We start from the raw sequence: 18,299 nt of genomic DNA, 5'->3' as shown, positions 1-18,299 counted from the left end.
ATTTAAAAAAAGAACCATTTTGAATGGGATTTAATTGGTTATAAAAAGAAAGAACTTATGTATGATTTTACTGATAAAACTAAAAGAAAATTATAATCTTAAATTGAGTAAAAAATATTCTAATCCCCATTAAAATAATATTAAATAGTTGTTATACAGATATTTACAATCTTTAACTTTTAAGCTTAATAATGAAATAAAAGATATCAGCTGTAATCTTGGTTAAATTTAAAGTCTAAAAATTTCAGTTATCAACTGCATGTAGTACCTCAATACAGAAGTTAAAATAAAATCTAAAACTTATTAATATCTTTGATAAAATTCTGTATTTCAAAACACAAAGAATGCGGTTCTTATACCTTAGTTTTTTAGTTCTTCTTTTATCTTCACCTGCATTTGCACAATACAATGTAGGAGGCACTCAATTCTATATCGGCCCAAAAGCCAGCATAAATGCAGCTAGATATACTCCAGCTAAAAACACACCTGATTTACCTTCTGCTTATAAAAATAAGTTAGGATTTGGAACAGGATTTATGTACAAATTCAGAGTAACAGATTTAATAAGTTTACATGGAGAGTTAAATTACATTCGTAAATCTCGCTCTGTAATTGACTCTACGATTGTTACTGAATATCAAAACTTTCATTTAGATGCTCCCATACTATTTGAAATTAGTTTCCCTGCAAAGCTCCCAAGAATTGGTAAGTTTGAATACTTTTTTAATGCTGGTCCTCAATTAAGTTATTGGATAAGTGGAAAAGGAAACACACAATTTGAAGACAATCCCGAACAAGCTTCCAGTAATTACGCTGTTAATTTAAATACAGAAAACATTAACAGATTGCAGTACGGAATTATTTTTGGGGCAGGCATGACTCTTCCATCAGTAGGGGATAATTATTTTGTAGTTGAAGCTAGATACTCTTTTTATCAAACTCATTTAGGTGAAAAATATGTTACTACTTTAGGCGATTTTACTCATATAGATGATTTGAGAGGGAATTACAATGTACTTTCCTTATCGGTAGCCTATACATTCGGGCTTAATTTTATGCCAAGTAGTCAGAAAAATAAAGGCATGAAAGTTAAAACAGTAGTTCAATAATAAACTATTTTTCATTAAATAAATCCTGTTCTTTAATCATTAAATCTACTGCCCTTTTTAGATACTCTTGAGGATTTTTTATAGCCTCATTTTGATTTCCTGCTATTTCAGTCAAACTGTAAACTACTGGTAGATTTTCAATTTCTGACAAGGCATTATAACCCACTAATAACAAACATTCCTTATTAAATTTTTTACATGATTTTTGAACTCCAGATACTACTTTACCTTTAAAGGATTGTTCATCTAATTTCCCTTCTCCAGTAATAATCAAATCTGCCCATTTAACTTTTTCATCAAGTTGGGTCAGCTCTGCGATATAGTCTATCCCAGAATGTAAATGGGCATTTAAAAAAAATGTAGCCCCTCCACCTAAACCACCTGCAGCTCCAGCACCCGCTTTTGTATCAATATCAAAATTAAATTGCTTTAAAATTAAAGCATGAAGATGATGCATTCCTTTATCCAGTTGCTGCAATTCTTCAGGACTTGCTCCTTTTTGTAAAGCATATTGAAAAACCGCTCCATTTTCACCCATTAAAGGGTTATTCACATCAGTGAGCACATCAAATTGAATTCCTTCTAATAAATCATTTTCAGGTTTTGCTATAGACTTAATATTGTCTAAATTTTCTGCTGAAGGTATAAATTCATGTCCAAAATGGTCAAAGAATTTAAAACCAATAGCACTGGCCATTCCAACTCCTCCCTCGCTAGTTGCGCTCCCACCTATGCATAAAATAATATGTTTGGATCCTCTTTTTATAGCATCTAAAATCAGTTCACCCGTACCATATGTATTGGTTTTCTTTACGTTCTGTTCTTCAGCTTTTAACAGTTGTAAACCACTTGCTACAGCCATTTCAATAAATGCAGTTTGATTTGAAATGAAATAATGAGCTTCGATTATTCGACTGAGAGGATCATGAACTTCAATATCAATTTTTTTAGCGTTCTGTTGATTAGCTATTAATTTTGCTGAACCTTCACCACCATCTGCTAATGGCAAAAGCTCTATTTCAATGTTTTTAGATTTTTGTTTTAGCCTTTTCGCTATGATTTCACAAACTTGTTCTGCCGATAAACTATGTTTGAATTTATCAGGTGCAATTAATATTCTCATAGCGATTAAAAATTATTATTTATATTGAATGGATTGAAAATACGATAATTCATACCACATGGAAAATTTCTATTCTATAATTTTTTGGATCCTTCTGTCAATTTTCCTGATTATCATAGGCACCGCAAAGTTTAAATTTCATCCCGCCTTAGTGCTTTTTACAGTCGCTATGATTACTGCATTAGGTTTTGGAAATTCAATATCTGAATCTATTAAGATTGTAAGTCTAGGTTTTGGAAATATGTTAGCAAACATAGGGATACTAATATTATTAGGCTGTATTCTGGCTGTTATTTTAGAAGAATTGAATTCAATCCAATACCTTTCTACATTGTTTTTAAAAGCCTTTGGATTAAAAAGGCCATTTTTACTTCTAAGCTCTTTAGGGGGATTAATAGGCATTCCTGTTTTTTGTGATGTAGCCTATATCATCCTTTCAAATTTTAGCAAATCATTGGCTCAAAAAGCTGGTGTTAGCAAAATTTCAACCTCAATTACCATTGCTTCCTCATTATATATTGCACATAATTTAATTCCCCCAACCCCAGGTCCATTAGCCGTGATTGGAAATTTTCAGGCATCTAATCAATTAGGATTAGTATTTCTATTAGGAGTAATAATAAGTATTTTTTTGGTTCTAATTCTCGCTGCTTATGCGAGATATATTTCAGCCAAGACAGCTCAAAGTGACATAACCGACAATCATGAAGAAGTAGAAACTTCAAATCAATCATTCCTCATCATTACCCCCTTATTAATCCCGATCATATTAATAGCTATAGGTAGTTTTATTGGGTTATCTGAAAATGAATATTTTATCTTTAAATATATAGAAATCATGGGGAATCCGATAATTGCTTTAGGGATTGGAGTACTGATTGGTTTATTTTTACTCAGAAAAAGAAAATCAAATGCTGAAGGTGACATCATTAAAGATGCTATTTCTCAAGCAGGACCAATTCTGATTATCACTGGCTTAGGTGGAAGCTACGGACAAGTAATCAAAAATAGTGCATTTTCAGATCTACTTATTGAAAATGTGGGGATTGAATCACAACAATCTATCATTATCTTATTGATGGCCTATCTATTGGCTTTCTTTATAAAAACTGCACAAGGATCCAGTACATCCGCAATGATCATTGTTAGTTCTATAATTGCTCCATTGATTATAGGTTCAGAATTGAACAATCCTTTAGGTATTTCTCTTTTAGTATTAGCAATTGGCTCCGGTGCTATGATGGTGAGCCATAGTAATGATTCCTACTTCTGGGTGGTAAAAGAGTTTAGTGGCATGTCTGTTAAACAATCTTTAAAAAACTTTAGCGTAGGGACCATTCTTTTATCCATTTCATCTTTCCTGATGGTTTTGTTGATGTTTTGGATTTTGATTTAATTTTAATTTCTATTGATTTATGCAAGATTATGTTTGGTATGCAAGTTATGGTTCGAATCTATCGGAAGACCGATTTATGTGTTACATAAAAGGTGGAAAGCCTGCTGGAGCTAAAAAGATATATGAAGGCTGTAGTGATAAATCAAATCCTGTTGATCAAAAGGCAATTGAAATCCCACATGAATTGTACTTTGCCAAAAGTGCACAAGTATGGAGTGGCGGAGGTGTCTGTTTTATAAATCCACAGATCAATAATGAAGCAAATACATTAGCTAAAATGTACTTGATCACTAAAAGTCAATTTATTGATGTGGTAAAACAAGAGAACAAAACTAATGAATCATTAAATGTTGATCTCAATAAAGTAAAAGAACATAAATCACTGATTACCATTGAAAATAGTTGGTATGGAAACCTTCTCCATCTTGGTAATGAGGAGCATTCTCCGATTTTCACCTTTACTAACCAAGGGTATCTTCATGATGAAATAAACTCTCCAAATCATCACTACCTCAAAACAATCATTAGAGGATTGGTCGACTCCCACAAGTTAAGTGAAGTTCAAATTGTTGATTACTTAAGTAGCAAAAAGGGAGTTTCAAAAAATCAAATTCATAATATTATTACTGAGCTATAAAATCAAAATGTTACTTTTATAAATAATAAAACTATATTTGTAACAATACGTATAATATGTAACACATTTTGATTAGAAAATGACTAAAAGTCAAAAAGCAATTATAGCAAGTGCTAAATCTTTATTCTGGAAGTATGGCTTAAAAAAAGTCACTGTAGAAGAGATTTGTGACAAGGCGGGAGTAAGTAAAATGACCTTTTACAGACGCTTTGTAAATAAAGAACATGCAGCAGAAGAGATATTGGAAGACATTTTAGAGGAAAATCTCAGAAAGTATAATGCTGTAATGAGTACTAATAAGCCATTCCCTGAAAAAATAAATGAAATCCTTCATCTAAAGCATCAAGAATCTAAAAATTTAAGCAAAGAATTTATCAATGAAATTCTTACTGAAGATGAATCCGCTTTAAGTGAACTTATTCAAAAATTCAGTATAAAAAGTCAGAGTTTAATGCTAGAGGATTTTGAAAAAGCCAAAAAAGAAGGATGGGTAAGGAAAGATCTGAGGCCTGAATTTATCATGGACATGTTGGGGATAATCAAAGCAAGAATGCAAGATGAAAATTTCCTAAAAATGTTCAATTCAATGGATGAAGCGATCATGGAGTTAAGCAATTTTTTCTTCTATGGAATATTCGTAAAAAGATGATGCATGAAAAAGATCATCATCATATCATTAATTGCTCTACTTTCAGTTCAACTTAAAGCTCAACTAAACTGGAATGGGCAAGTATCTGCCTTCACCAATTTCAGTCCTGATAATCAATACTCCCTTTTCTTAGGGGGTAGGTATATTCCTGAAATCAACTATATCCATTCATTAGATTCAGGCAAAAGCTTCGATATTTTGGCTTCTGTAGATTTAAATAGCTCTATTTTATCTGATCCCTTTCAAGGCCAAATTTATAATGGCGCTTTAAATCCTTACAGGTTTTGGGCGCGCTATTCTGGTCAGAATTATCAAGTTCGAATTGGGTTACAGAAAATTGATTTCGGTGTTTCTACCTTGCTAAGACCTTTACAATGGTTTAATCAAATAGACCCCAGAGATCCCTTAGCTTTAACCAATGGGGTTTACGGTATAATGGGTAAGTATTATTTCAAAAATAATGCGAACATCTGGGCGTGGGGCTTATACGGTAATGAAAAAAGACGAGGCTTTGATGCGATTGCTACTAATGATAAAATCCCTGAATTTGGTGGCCGATTGCAATTACCTATCCTAACTGGTGAAATAGGCCTTACCTATCATCACAGAAAAGCAGATGCAAGCAATTTTATAAATGAATCCATTTACCAGGAAATTGCGGAAAATAGGTTTGCTCTAGATCTTAAACTCGACTGGATAGTCGGTTTTTGGGTGGAATCAACTTATATCCATAAAGCAGAAAACCTTGGCCCTTTAACCAATCAAAATTTAATAAATATCGGGTCAGACTATACTTTTGGTCTAGGGAATGGATTGACAATTATTGCAGAAAATCTGCTTTATGGTAGTAGTGAAGAAGCTTTTTCAAGTGATTATTCCAATATCACCGCTATGAGCCTAAATTATCCATTTGGCTTCTTCGATAGTATCAGCAGTCTTACTTACTATAATTGGGATACCAATAGCACCACATTTTTTGTTAATTATCAACATCAGTTTAATAAAATCATTGGATACCTAATGGCCTACTATAATCCATCGGATTTTCAGGGTATTCAACAAAATGAATTAGTCAATAACTTTTCTGGCCCCGGGGTCAGACTAATGTTAGTTTATAATCACTAAACTCTTGAACATGGAACCTATCATAAAAATTGAAAATGTCACCAAGAAATTCCCAGAAGGAGAAGGGGAATTTACAGCCTTAAGAGATATTAATCTCAATTTTGAAAAAGGTGAATTTACGGGTATTGTTGGACCAAGTGGTTCTGGAAAAACTACTTTGCTTAACATTATTGGATCATTAGATAAACCCACATCAGGCAATGCTTGGGTCATGAATAAAAATATTGCAGAATTAAGCCACAAGGAATCGGCTCAACTTCGAAATCTTCACCTCGGCTTTATATTTCAAGTATATAATCTTCTGCCAGTTTATACAGTTTTTGAAAATGTTGAATTTGCACTTCTTCTTCAAAATAAAAGCAAAGAAGAAAGAAGAAAAGCAGTAATGCAGGCCCTAGAGTGGGTAGGGTTAGAAAATATTGCTAATAAAAAGCCTTCGAAATTATCAGGAGGTGAAGGCCAAAGAGTAGCGATTGCCCGTGCTATGGTAAAAGAACCTAAGATAGTATTAGCAGACGAACCCACTGCTAATTTAGACGCTGCAAATGCACATGCCATTATTCAAACCATGAAAAAGCTTAATGCAGAACTAGGCACTACATTTCTTTTCTCTACTCATGATGAAAAGGTAATGCAGTATTTAAACCGAATCATCCATCTTGAAGGAGGAAGGGTCGATAAAGACGAACTTATAACATCTCAAAAAGCTGTATCATGAAACTCGCATTTCAATTAGCTTACAGGAATTTAGTCGGGGCAGGATTACGCACTTGGCTAAATGTTGGGATTCTGGCCTTCACATTCATCATCATCATCTTTTTTAATGCGTATCTAGATGGCTGGAATTTGCAAGCACAACGCGAAAGTATAAAGTGGGAATATGGTAGTGGTCAATTAAGACATCATGATTATGATCCACTTGATCCTTTTTCAATTAAGGATGCTCATGGTAATCTAGACAATCAAAAAAAGGATAATCTTATCCCCATTTTAATTCAGCAAGGATCTCTTTACCCAAATGGTAGAATGATTTCTATTGTAATGAAAGGAATAGAAGAAAATCAAACATTACTAGAACTACCTACCTCTTCCTTTACTTCCTCTCAAGCGAATATTCCAGCAATCATTGGTAAAAGAATGGCAAACTCCAACAAATTAGAAATTGGAGATAAGGTACTTTTAAGATGGCGAGATAAGAACGGAACTTTTGATGCAGCTGAAATCACTATAGTCGATATTTTTGACACAGATGTCAGCAATGTAGATGTCAGTCAGATTTGGATTCCAATTGAAAAACTTTGGGAAATGACAGGTTTAAAAGGAGAGGCAACATATTTTGTAGCTAATGAAAATTACAATACTGCTGATCTTGAAAACTGGAATTTTAAATCTAAGACTGAATTACTAAAGCAATTACAAGAAATCATTGAAATGAAAAGTGCCAGTAGTTCCATACTCTATCTTTTGCTTTTAGGAATAGCACTTCTGGCCATTTTTGATACTCAAGTATTATCTATTTTCAGAAGACAGAAAGAAATCGGGACTTATATCGCATTAGGTATGACGCGCTGGCAAGTAGTTCAATTATTTACAATTGAAGGAAGTATGTACAGTATTATGGCCAGCATAATTGGGGCCATAATCGGAGCTCCAATATTCTGGTATTTTGCAAGCACTGGTATCGGAATGCCAGACTATGTAACCCAACAGGATATGGGAGTTACAATTGCTCAGCGTATTTATCCTGCTTTTACAATTGGCTTGATAATAGGCACTATTGCATTAGTGGTTATCTCTGCAACTATCGTTAGTTTCATTCCTTCAAGGAATATCGCAAAAATGGATCCCGTTGAAGCATTAAAAGGCAAGGTGCAATGATACAGTTTATTTTAAAAGGAATATTACGAGATAAAAACAGAAGCCTTTTACCCATTGTAATTGTAGCTTTAGGCGTTACACTCACCGTATTTTTAAGTGGTTATTTGGCAGGAGTTTTTCAAGATGTAATCCAGCAAAATGCACGATTTGAAACGGGTCATGTAAAGATCATGAGTAAGCCCTACGCGCAAAATAAAGATCAATTACCGATTGATTTAGCTCTGTTAAACACCGAAAAACTTAAAAAAGAACTTCAGAGTGCATATCCTGATATGCAATGGGTTCAAAGAATTAAATTCGGGGGGCTTTTAGATGTGCCTGATGAAAATGGTAATAGCAGAAGCCAGGGCCCCGCTGCAGTCATGGCGATTTCAATTCTCTCTGATAATAATGAAATAGAAAGGCTAAACATTAAGAATTCAGTTATCAAAGGAGGCATACCAACTAAAAGTGGCGATGTACTCATCTCAAATGACTTTGCAAATAAGTTGGATATTAAAATTGGAGATGAAATCACATATGTAGGTTCCACTATGTATGGGAGTATGGCCTTTCAGAATTATAGAGTATCAGGAACGGTTGAATTTGGAAATGTAGGCTTTGATAAAGGTGCTATTATCATGGATGTTTCAGATGCACAGCAAATCTTAAACATGGAAGATGGCGCAACTGAAATATTAGGTTATTTTGGTAATAGTCAATATGAAAGTGATCGAGCTAATTCAATTGCTGAAAATTTTAATACTAAATATAAAAACTCAGAAGATGAGTTTGCTCCAGAAATGTTCAGCTTAGAAGAGCAAAACGGATTAGGTGAAATTCTAGCCTACAGCAATTATATGTCTCAAATCATTGTCACAGTTCTAATATTTGCGATGTCAGTTGTTTTATGGAATACTGGTTTGCTTGGAGGTTTAAGACGATATAAAGAATATGGAATTAGGCTTGCACTAGGCGAATCAAAAGGAAGCATTTATCGGAAATCCATAATAGAAGCGGTATTGATAGGGGCAATTGGAAGTACACTTGGTACCTTCCTAGGATTGATCGCTACTTATTATATGCAAGAAGTAGGCCTCGATATAAGTGATTTAATGGATAAATCAAGTATGATTATGCCCTCAACTATCCGAGCTAAAATTATCCCTAATCAAATTTACATTGGTTTTATTCCAGGCGTTTTGGCAATGGTGTTAGGCAATATGCTTTCTGGAATGGGAATATATAAACGAGAAACTGCCAACTTATTTAAAGAATTAGAAGTATGAGAACCTTTAAAATATTAAGTCTAATCAGCTGTTTATTATTTATATCTATTATTGCTCATGGGCAAATTACAGCTAATGAAATTCTGGACAGAGTAAAAGAAAATATGAACTCAGAATCAACCATCACAGAATCAAAGATGGTGATTAGAGGAAAGCGTAATACTCGTGAGATTGTATCGAAAGGCTATGCAGAAGGAAATGAAAAATCCTTTACTGAGTATTTATCTCCTGAAAGAGAAAAAGGTACTAAAATGCTGAAATTGGAAGACAAATTATGGATATATAATCCATCAACAGATAGAACCATTCAATTATCGGGGCATATGTTAAGGCAATCTGTGATGGGATCTGATTTATCGTATGAGGATATGATGGAAGATAGAGAACTGATAGAAATATATGATGCCACGATTATAGGAGAAGAGAAAATAGGAGATCGTAATTGCTATATTTTAGAATTAAATGCAAAAGTTGAAGATGCTAGCTATCAAAAAAGAAAAACCTGGGTAGATACTGAACGCTTCATTCCTCTTAAAGAAGAATTATTTGCCAAAAGTGGTCAGCTCTTAAAGAGAGTTAGCCTAAGTGATATTCAGAAATTAGACGGGCGTTGGTACCCTACCAAAATAAATTATAAGGATATGTTGATGAGCGGAGAAGGTACTGACTTTATTGTATTAAATATTGAATTTAATCCAGAAATACCGGATTATATTTTCAATAAAGCCTCCTTGAAAAGATAAAATGGAGCCTCAAAATGAGGCTCCATTCAAATATTAACAGCTAATTTTATCCACTCTTCTTCCGTGTCTACCCCCTTCAAAATCAGTAGATAAGAAGGTTTTGACAATTGATTCTGCTTTATCATAATCTATAAAGCGAGCAGGAATACAAATTATATTAGCATTATTATGTTGACGAGCTAGAGCTGCTAATTCTTCCTCCCAAGCAATTGCTGCTCTAATATCTTGATGTTTATTAGCTGTTATTGCCACACCATTCGCACTACCACACAACAAAATACCCAAAGTTTGCTCTTTCTTTTCAACGGCCTCAGCTAAAGGATGTACATGATCTGGATAATCAACAGATGCATCTGAATCTGGCCCAAAATCTTTAACTTCATGACCTTCTTTTTCTAGAAATGCCACTAACTTTTTTTTGTAATCAAATCCGGCATGATCGCCACCTATTGCTACTTTCATTTTATATTAATTTTTTATTTATTTCTCCCAAAAGCGATCCGCCTTACTTTCCTCAAAATGAGTAGTTAATATTTTTTGTTCTACTTCATTCAATTCCTTATCTCTTCTTTCCATAACTTTTTCAGCAACCTCAAAAGCTTTTTTTAATTGAAAAGTTGAAAATCCTGCAGAACCTCCCCAAGCAAATGATGGAATAAAATTACGTGGAAATCCTCCACCGAAAATATTAGCACTTACGCCCACCACAGTACCCGTATTGAACATGGTATTAATTCCACATTTAGAATGATCTCCCATCATCAAACCGCAAAATTGTAAACCTGTGTCTTTGAAACCACCTTTGGCATAATCCCAAAGCTTTACATTCGCATAATTATTTTTCAAATTGGAAGTATTGGTATCAGCACCTAAATTACACCACTCTCCTACTACAGAATTACCGATGAATCCATCATGTCCTTTACTAGAATAGCCAAAGAATACAGAGTTACTAACTTCTCCACCTACTTTGCAAAAAGGACCAATAGTTGAATCCCCTTTTATTTTAGCTCCCATATTAACATGAGAATTATCAAGCATTGCAAATGGCCCTTTAATGATGGCACCTTCATGAATTTGAGCATTTTTCCCAATATAAATCGGCCCATTTTCAGCATTTAAAATTGCCGCCTTAATCGATGCCCCTTCTTCAATAAATATATTCTTCTCCCCATAAACTCTGGTATGTGGATCATTTACATGTTGTGTATTTCTTCCTTTTGTAATGACATCAAAATCACTTCTGATCTCTGCAGCATTTTTCTGAAAGATGTGCCAGCTCTGAGTAATCATTGTGATATCACCATCGTATTCAGCAGCCTCTTCTAATTTCTGGCTTGGATTAAAGAAATCTATTTCTTCTTCAGTAGCAGCAGCACAGATTAAAACTCCATCTTTTTTTAGGCTTGCTCCTAGCTGAATTGCCTTCACTAAATCAGGGTTAGGACAAACAGAACTATTAATTAATATATTTCTAGCATCCCTTTTAGCAGGATATTTCTCAGATAATTCTGGGGTAGAAATATGTGAGACATTGCTTTCAAGATGCGTTTCCCATTTCTCTCTAATGGTTAATATCCCTACTCTTATTTCAGAAATAGGACGAGTGAAGGTAAAGGGCTTAAGTTGATTTCTAAAGTCGGCTTGTTCTATTAGTAAATAGTTCATGTTGCAAAATTAAAAGCTTCATTGAAATATTTGTCTATTAAGTCAGGAAATTCAAGAAGCAAAAATCATCCAATAAAAAAGCCCATATTTTTATGGGCTCTTTTAGTTTAATAACACATCAATTTTTATTCTTCCATTACAAATTTCTCTAGGAGAGTACGAACTTCCTCATTATTCTCCACAGCATATTTAGCATAAGAAAAACCACTTCCAACCTTTACTGATAAAGCATCATTAGGAAGCGCCTCAAATGTATCTTCATCCGTTCTATCATCACCAAAAGCCATTATAAAATCTGTTTTTTCTCCTTTTAATCTTTCAATCGCTGCTTTTCCTTTATTTATAACGGAAGGTTTTACTTCCACTACATGATCACCTTCAATAACATCAAGGCCTTTATTGGTCATGAAATGTTTTAAATGACTAGATAATTCACTTGATCTTAAATCCCCTAATCCCTTTTCTACTTTTCTATAATGCCAAACTAAGGTATGTTCCTTTTCTTCAAGAAAGGAACCCGGAGTTCTTTGAATATAAAACTCTAAAATATCACGTGCTTCATTCTTCCAGCTATCCTCTTGTAAGTTTCCATTTACCTCCCATTTAGCACCCGCTCTTTTGGTTTTGATCCCATGCTCAGCGATCAAATCAATATTGAACTCATCTAACCATTCTTCAAGTGTAGCTGCTTTGCGTCCACTAATCACTACTACTTTAGCTTTTACTGCTAATTGATGTAAAATCTGAGACAGTTCCGCATCTGGCGCACAATCATCAGGGTTTTCATTAAATGGCATTAATGTACCATCATAATCTAGGAAGATGATAGGATTTTTAGCCTTTTTAAAATCTTTAGTAATTGAATTCTTCAACTCATCATCAAGCCTTTTTGTAGCCATTGATTGCTGTCTTTCTTTGAGGTCTTTCAAATTATTCATGAATAAATCTACCCACTGGAAAATAGTATATTTCTTTACAGTGCCCTGCATGATCTTCATTCTGCGTTTCTGCTCAGCTAATGGCATCTCTAGTGCTCTTTTTATGGCTTCCACCATTTCATTTTCATCATTTGGATTAACCAAAATTGCATCAGAGAGCTCTTTTGAAGCACCTGCCATCTCACTTAAGATCAACACTCCGTCTTCATTTTCACGACTTGCTATAAATTCTTTACAAACCAGATTCATACCATCACGCTTAGGAGTAATCATAGCGATTTTGCACATTCTGTAAAAAGCAGATAAATCATCAAGAGGGAAACTTCTGTAGTAAAAATGAACTGGGACATAATTAATGGTTCCATATTTACCATTCACATGACCTACTAAGAATTCAACCTGTTCTTTAAGTGCTTTATAACTCTCAACCTGATCTCTGGATGGCACTACAATTAAGAATAAAGAGACTCTGCCTTGATATTCAGGATATTTCTCCAAAAACTTATCGAATGCTTGTAATCTACCCGGGATACCTTTAGAATAATCTAGTCTATCCATAGATAAAATCAATTCCTGCTTACCCAGAGAATCGCGATATGATATTTCTTTTGCTTTTGCCAATTGGCTGGTGGCAGATTCAAGATATTTATCATAATCTATTCCCATTGGAAGCGAATCTGCCTCCACTAATCGGTTTTTAACCAGAATTTGATTTCGCTCGTAACTATAACCAGCTAATCTATGGCAGCTGCTGAGAAAATGGCGCATATCATCGTAAGTATGAAATCCTATATAATCAGCACCTAAAACACCATTTAATAATTTCTTACGCCAAGGGATCATTCTGAATACCTCATAAGAAGGAAATGGAATATGCTGAAAGAAACCTATGGTTACATTAGGAAATTGCTTTCTCAACATATTAGGCACTAACATCAGCTGATAGTCATGTACCCAAATAATATCATCTGGCTCTAACCATTTTGAAATAGCATCTGCAAACTTTCTATTAGCATTATAATAGGCTTCCCACTCTTCATCTTTAAAACGCATATGATGAATGAAGTAATGAAATGCAGGCCACAAGGTTTGATTGCTGAAGCCTAAATAGAATTCATCTACATCATGCTCCGTCAAAAATACTGGCCTCATGTTTCGGTTGATCAGTTCTTTTTCAACCTCTTCCTCCTCTTCATGGCTTAATGAAATTCCAGGCCATCCTATCCAAATGTTATTGCCTTCTTTATAAATGGATCCAAGTCCTGTTGCTAAACCACCCTCACTTGTTTTATATACTTTCTGTCCATCTTCCTTTTCAATTCGAATCGGAAGCCTGTTCGATACTATTATAGTTTTTGCCATAGGTAAATAGTTAAGTATACAATTTAATTGATATGGCCTTTAATTCATAAGAGAAATGGCATTCATTTTTGATTTAGATAATATGGAATAAAAAATGGCCTATTTCATTAAGAACTTGATTAGCTTCATGCTATTCTCATCAAATGGCGGGTATTTCTTTTTTAAGTCGAACCAAGTACCTGATTTTAGAATTGATTTTTCATTAGAGAAAGTCAGGAAACCTGATTTTCCATGATAGCTTCCGCTTCCGCTATTTCCTACACCTCCAAATGGTAATTCAGGATTAGCAAGATGGACAACAGTATTGTTTACTGCACCTCCACCAAATCTTATACGATCTAAGAAATAATTTTCAGTTTTCTTATTGGAAGTGAAAATGTAGAAGGCTAACGGATCAGGATTTTTTTGGATAATTTCCACTGCATCCTCATTTTTGGAATAAGTAAAAATGGGTAGAATTGGCCCAAATATCTCTTCTTGGAATAATTTATCATTCTCAGTAATACCTTCTATCAAAGTAGGTTCAATCTTTCTCTTTTCATCATCAAATCCTCCGCCAAATACAATTTTTCCTTCATTTAAGTAAGCCTTTAAGGTATCATATCTCTTCTGATTAACGATTTGAGTAAGGTCTTTACTTTCAGTTGGAGAAATACCATAAAACTCCATCATAGTAGCTCTTAACTCATCTAAGAAATCTTCCTTAATTTTTTCATGCACTAATAAATAATCAGGAGCAACGCATGTTTGTCCTGCGTTTAATAGCTTACCAAAAGAGATTCTTCTTGCTGCCACAGTTAAATCTGCTTTTTCATCAATTATTGCTGGTGATTTCCCTCCAAGCTCAAGTGTAGTAGGTACTAATTGTGGCGCTGCTAGTTCCGCTATAATTCTACCCACAGGAACACTACCCGTGAAAAAGACATGATCAAATCTATTTTCTTTCATTAACTGGGGCACAACCACTCTTCCTTCACCCATTACCACAGCCAAAAACTCTGAATTAAAGTTTTCTGAGATTAATTTTTGCACCAGATTAGATATATGAGGTGTTTCTTCTGGTGGTTTTATGATAGCCGTATTCCCTGCTGCTATAGCCGCTACAACTGGAGCTAAAAGGAGTTGAAAAGGATAATTCCATGGACCTATGATTAAAGTAACTCCTTTGGGTTCATAAATAATTTTACTTTTTGACGGGAAATGAACCAGTGATGTACTCACTTTTTTTGGTTTCATCCAACTTCTTAGATGCTTTAGTGTGAAATTGATTTCATCATATAAAAACCCAATTTCTGTTACATAGCTTTCAAATGGTGGTTTACCAAAATCTTTTGCTAATGCATCCATAATAGCTTCTTCATTAGCCTTAATGATAGATTTTAGTTTTTCAAGTTGTCCTTTCCTAAAGCTATAACCCTTAGTTTTTTGGTCATTAAAAAAAGCCTTTTGAGCTTTAAATATTTCTTTTTGCTTTTCTAAAGGGGTGTTAGCTATAGGTGTAATATCTTCCTTTTCTTTATTTTCAATAAGTTCTGTATTCATATCTGATTTCTTTAATAATCAAAACACTATTTAAGTGCTTAAAATTTCTAGATAAGCATAAAAAGCATTTTTTAAGTTAAGAAATTTATTCAAAATCTCATGAATTAGACCAGAAGCCTATAAAACTTTTTTTATTTATCAAGGCATGATTAACTTGAAGACTTAACTTTGTAATATGAAATTAACTCAGCTACTAGGTCTAGTTTTAATTACTATCTTCTCATTTGCAGCATGTGAATCAGATTACTATCCCAAACCTAATGGATATAATAGAATCGATTTGCCAGCTCATCAATATCAAAATTTACCAGATTCATTCCCTTACACATTTGAATATTCAAAGCACGCTAAAATTCTGCCTGATACATCTTATATTAGGGAACGTTATTGGTTTGCTTTATTTTATCCTGATTTTATAGCTGAAGTACACATAACTTACAAACCGCTAAATAATAACAGAGATTCTTTGAGAGCTAATATTGATGACGCATACAAACTCACTACAAAACATCAAATAAAAGCTAGTTCTATTCAGGAAACAATCATGATTACACCTTCTGGTAAAAAGGTTTCGCTAGCTGAATTAAAAGGGGATGTGCCTAGTCAATTCCAATTTTACACTACAGATTCTACTACCCACTTTTTAAGAGGTGCATTATATTTTAGAACAGCAACAGCAAATGATTCATTGGCACCTGTGATAGAATATGTAAAAAAAGACATAGTCCACAGTTTAAATACTTTAGAGTGGAAAACGGATGGCTTCATTCTTTAAAACCCCTATAGAATATTTAAAGGGAGTAGGTCCTCAAAAAGCCAGTTTACTTAATAAAGAACTGCAAATTTTCACTTATGCTGATTTATTACAGCATTATCCTTTTCGCTATGAAGATCGAACAAAGTTTTATAGCATACGAGAATTAAATGACCAGATGTCCAATGTGCAAATCAAAGGACAAATCCTATCAAAGCAGATCGTTGGAGGCGGAAGAAAACAAAGATTAGTGGTTCAGTTTGCAGATGATACAGGCACCGTTGAACTGGTTTGGTTTAAAGGGATAAACTGGATAAGTCCTAAATTAAAAAGTGGAATTGAATATGTAGTTTTCGGACAACCCAATCGGTTTGGCAGCAAATTCAACATTGCCCATCCAGAAATAGAGGTTTTAACTCCTGCACTTTCACAACAAGAATTTCTGCAACCTGTATACTCCACAACGGAAATGCTGAGGAAGAAATTTTTGGATAGCAAAGCCATTTTTAAGCTTCAAAAAGCATTATTAAAAGAAGCATATAATAGAATCCCTGAAACACTTCCTCTTTCAATTATTCAGCAATATGGATTTTTAAGTAAGAAAGATGCTGTAGCTCAAATTCATGTGCCAAAAAATCAACAGCTTTTGCAGAAAGCTAGATTTAGAATGAAGTTTGATGAATTTTTCTTTATGCAGCTTCGCTTACTGATGCAAAAGCAAGTCAGGCTAGAAAAATTCAAAGGCCAGGTCTTTCAAAACACTGATTTATTAACCACTTTTTATAATGATCACCTTCCCTTTGAACTTACCGGTGCCCAGAAGAAGGTGATAAAAGAGATATTTGCCGATTTCAAAAGTGGGAAGCAAATGAATCGTTTGCTTCAAGGGGATGTGGGAAGTGGAAAAACAATTGTTGCCTTTATTTCCTCCTTGATTGCCATTGATAGCGGTGCCCAAGTGGCCTTAATGGCTCCTACTCAAATTTTGGCCACTCAGCACTATGAAGGATTGAAAGAGTTCGCAGATGAAATTGGAGTAAGTATTGCATTGCTTACAGGCTCCACCAAAACAAAGGCTAGAAGAGAAATTCATGAGGATTTAAAAACTGGCGAATTAAAAATATTAGTTGGGACTCATGCCTTACTGGAAGAAGTAGTTCAGTTCCAAAATTTAGGACTTGCCATAGTGGATGAGCAGCATCGGTATGGAGTAGCACAACGAGCTCGCTTGTGGAAGAAAAATGAAAACTTTGTACCTCATGTTTTAATAATGACGGCAACGCCTATACCAAGAACCTTATCCATGTCAGTTTATGGCGACCTTGATATTTCCATTATAGATGAACTACCAGCTGGAAGAAAAGCTATTAAAACCATTCATCAGTATGACTCAAACCGACTGAAATTGAATGGTTTTATCAAAAAAGAAATCGAAAAAGGAAGACAGATTTATTTCGTTTACCCCCTTATTGAAGAATCTGAAAAATTAGATCTTAAAGATTTAATGGATGGATATGAAAGTATTTCGAGATCTTTCCCCCAATATCCTATCAGCATTGTGCATGGAAAAATGAAAGCTGAGGATAAAGATTTTGAAATGGCAAGATTTGTTAAGGGTGAAACCAAAATTATGGTAGCTACTACTGTTATTGAAGTGGGAGTTAATGTTCCTAATGCTTCAGTTATGGTAATTGAAAATGCTGAAAGGTTTGGATTGGCTCAATTGCATCAGCTTAGAGGAAGAGTAGGAAGAGGTGCTGAGCAATCCTATTGTGTATTGGTATCTGGTTATAAGCTCAGCAAAGAAGCCCGAACTCGTATTGAAACCATGGTGCGTACTACCGATGGATTTGAAATTGCTCAAGTAGATATGAATTTAAGAGGGCCTGGCGATATGATGGGAACTCAACAAAGCGGTCAGCTTGATTTAATGATAGGGGATTTAAGAGAAGATGAGCCTATCTTATCTATTGCGAGACAAAGTGCCCATGATATAATTACAAAAGATCCTGAATTGGAAAAAGAAGAAAATAAATTGATTAAAATTCAGGTGGAGCAACAGAAAAAGAAAAACTTAAACTGGAGTAGAATTTCATAAATTAAAAGA

At 34.2% G+C, this 18,299-nt stretch carries 16 protein-coding genes; 11 read left to right on the top strand and 5 right to left on the bottom strand.

The genetic code is table 11. The features are described 5' to 3' along the window. The first annotated feature begins 344 nt into the window (after positions 1–344). Entirely contained in the window at positions 345–1,109 is a 765-nt protein-coding gene (locus QYS48_RS08400) for an outer membrane beta-barrel protein (RefSeq protein ID WP_308358370.1), read from the top strand. 4 nt (positions 1,110–1,113) lie between these two features. On the opposite strand, the gene QYS48_RS08395 is transcribed toward QYS48_RS08400, so the two are convergent. Then, positions 1,114–2,232: a glycerate kinase gene (locus QYS48_RS08395; RefSeq protein ID WP_308358369.1), complete on the bottom strand. Its 1,119-nt coding sequence runs from the start codon at positions 2,230–2,232 to the stop codon at positions 1,114–1,116. 58 nt (positions 2,233–2,290) lie between these two features. Here QYS48_RS08395 and QYS48_RS08390 point away from each other — a divergent pair, with 58 nt between their 5' ends. From QYS48_RS08390 to QYS48_RS08355, 8 genes are all read left to right on the top strand, one after another. After that, the gene (locus tag QYS48_RS08390; RefSeq protein WP_308358368.1) at positions 2,291–3,628 is read left to right on the top strand and encodes a GntP family permease; all 1,338 of its coding nucleotides are present in this window, start codon (positions 2,291–2,293) and stop codon (positions 3,626–3,628) included. A gap of 19 nt (positions 3,629–3,647) precedes the next feature. Continuing rightward, a complete protein-coding gene (locus QYS48_RS08385) occupies positions 3,648–4,265 on the top strand; it encodes a hypothetical protein (RefSeq protein ID WP_302102448.1) in 618 nt (205 codons plus the stop codon). Positions 4,266–4,344: 79 nt separating this feature from the next. Continuing rightward, positions 4,345–4,914, top strand: coding sequence for a TetR/AcrR family transcriptional regulator (locus QYS48_RS08380; RefSeq protein WP_308358367.1), 570 nt, complete (start codon positions 4,345–4,347; stop codon positions 4,912–4,914). A gap of 3 nt (positions 4,915–4,917) precedes the next feature. Continuing rightward, positions 4,918–6,039 (top strand): hypothetical protein, encoded by a 1,122-nt coding sequence (locus tag QYS48_RS08375; RefSeq protein ID WP_308358365.1) that lies wholly within the window; start codon positions 4,918–4,920, stop codon positions 6,037–6,039. Positions 6,040–6,049: 10 nt separating this feature from the next. Next, on the top strand, positions 6,050–6,757 hold the full coding sequence (locus QYS48_RS08370) for an ABC transporter ATP-binding protein (RefSeq protein ID WP_308358364.1): 708 nt from the start codon (positions 6,050–6,052) through the stop codon (positions 6,755–6,757). Then, positions 6,754–7,917, top strand: coding sequence for an FtsX-like permease family protein (locus tag QYS48_RS08365; RefSeq protein ID WP_308358363.1), 1,164 nt, complete (start codon positions 6,754–6,756; stop codon positions 7,915–7,917). Before QYS48_RS08370 ends, QYS48_RS08365 begins: the two co-directional genes overlap by 4 nt. Then, the gene (locus tag QYS48_RS08360) at positions 7,914–9,185 is read left to right on the top strand and encodes an FtsX-like permease family protein (RefSeq protein ID WP_308358362.1); all 1,272 of its coding nucleotides are present in this window, start codon (positions 7,914–7,916) and stop codon (positions 9,183–9,185) included. The genes QYS48_RS08365 and QYS48_RS08360 overlap by 4 nt, the downstream gene beginning before the upstream one ends. After that, the gene (locus QYS48_RS08355; RefSeq protein WP_308358361.1) at positions 9,182–9,928 is read left to right on the top strand and encodes an outer membrane lipoprotein-sorting protein; all 747 of its coding nucleotides are present in this window, start codon (positions 9,182–9,184) and stop codon (positions 9,926–9,928) included. Before QYS48_RS08360 ends, QYS48_RS08355 begins: the two co-directional genes overlap by 4 nt. A gap of 33 nt (positions 9,929–9,961) precedes the next feature. On the opposite strand, the gene rpiB is transcribed toward QYS48_RS08355, so the two are convergent. From rpiB to QYS48_RS08335, 4 genes are all read right to left on the bottom strand, one after another. Next, the gene (gene rpiB, locus QYS48_RS08350) at positions 9,962–10,390 is read right to left on the bottom strand and encodes a ribose 5-phosphate isomerase B (RefSeq protein ID WP_308358360.1); all 429 of its coding nucleotides are present in this window, start codon (positions 10,388–10,390) and stop codon (positions 9,962–9,964) included. 18 nt (positions 10,391–10,408) lie between these two features. Continuing rightward, on the bottom strand, positions 10,409–11,596 hold the full coding sequence (locus QYS48_RS08345; RefSeq protein WP_308358359.1) for a GlmU family protein: 1,188 nt from the start codon (positions 11,594–11,596) through the stop codon (positions 10,409–10,411). A 125-nt stretch (positions 11,597–11,721) separates the two neighbouring features. Continuing rightward, a complete protein-coding gene (locus QYS48_RS08340) occupies positions 11,722–13,896 on the bottom strand; it encodes a bifunctional alpha,alpha-trehalose-phosphate synthase (UDP-forming)/trehalose-phosphatase (RefSeq protein ID WP_308358358.1) in 2,175 nt (724 codons plus the stop codon). Positions 13,897–13,995: 99 nt separating this feature from the next. Then, positions 13,996–15,438: an aldehyde dehydrogenase gene (locus QYS48_RS08335; RefSeq protein WP_308358357.1), complete on the bottom strand. Its 1,443-nt coding sequence runs from the start codon at positions 15,436–15,438 to the stop codon at positions 13,996–13,998. 175 nt (positions 15,439–15,613) lie between these two features. Here QYS48_RS08335 and gldD point away from each other — a divergent pair, with 175 nt between their 5' ends. Next, positions 15,614–16,213, top strand: a complete 600-nt coding sequence (gldD, locus tag QYS48_RS08330; RefSeq protein WP_302122315.1) for a gliding motility lipoprotein GldD — start codon at positions 15,614–15,616, stop codon at positions 16,211–16,213. Next, positions 16,197–18,290 (top strand): ATP-dependent DNA helicase RecG, encoded by a 2,094-nt coding sequence (recG, locus tag QYS48_RS08325; protein WP_308358356.1) that lies wholly within the window; start codon positions 16,197–16,199, stop codon positions 18,288–18,290. The genes gldD and recG overlap by 17 nt, the downstream gene beginning before the upstream one ends. The last annotated feature ends 9 nt before the right edge of the window (positions 18,291–18,299 follow it).

The organism is Marivirga arenosa (genome assembly GCF_030503895.2).
GTDB lineage: Bacteria > Bacteroidota > Bacteroidia > Cytophagales > Cyclobacteriaceae > Marivirga > Marivirga arenosa.
The sequence above is the reverse complement of the archived record's forward strand: the minus strand, read 5'-3'. Positions and strand labels throughout refer to the sequence as shown.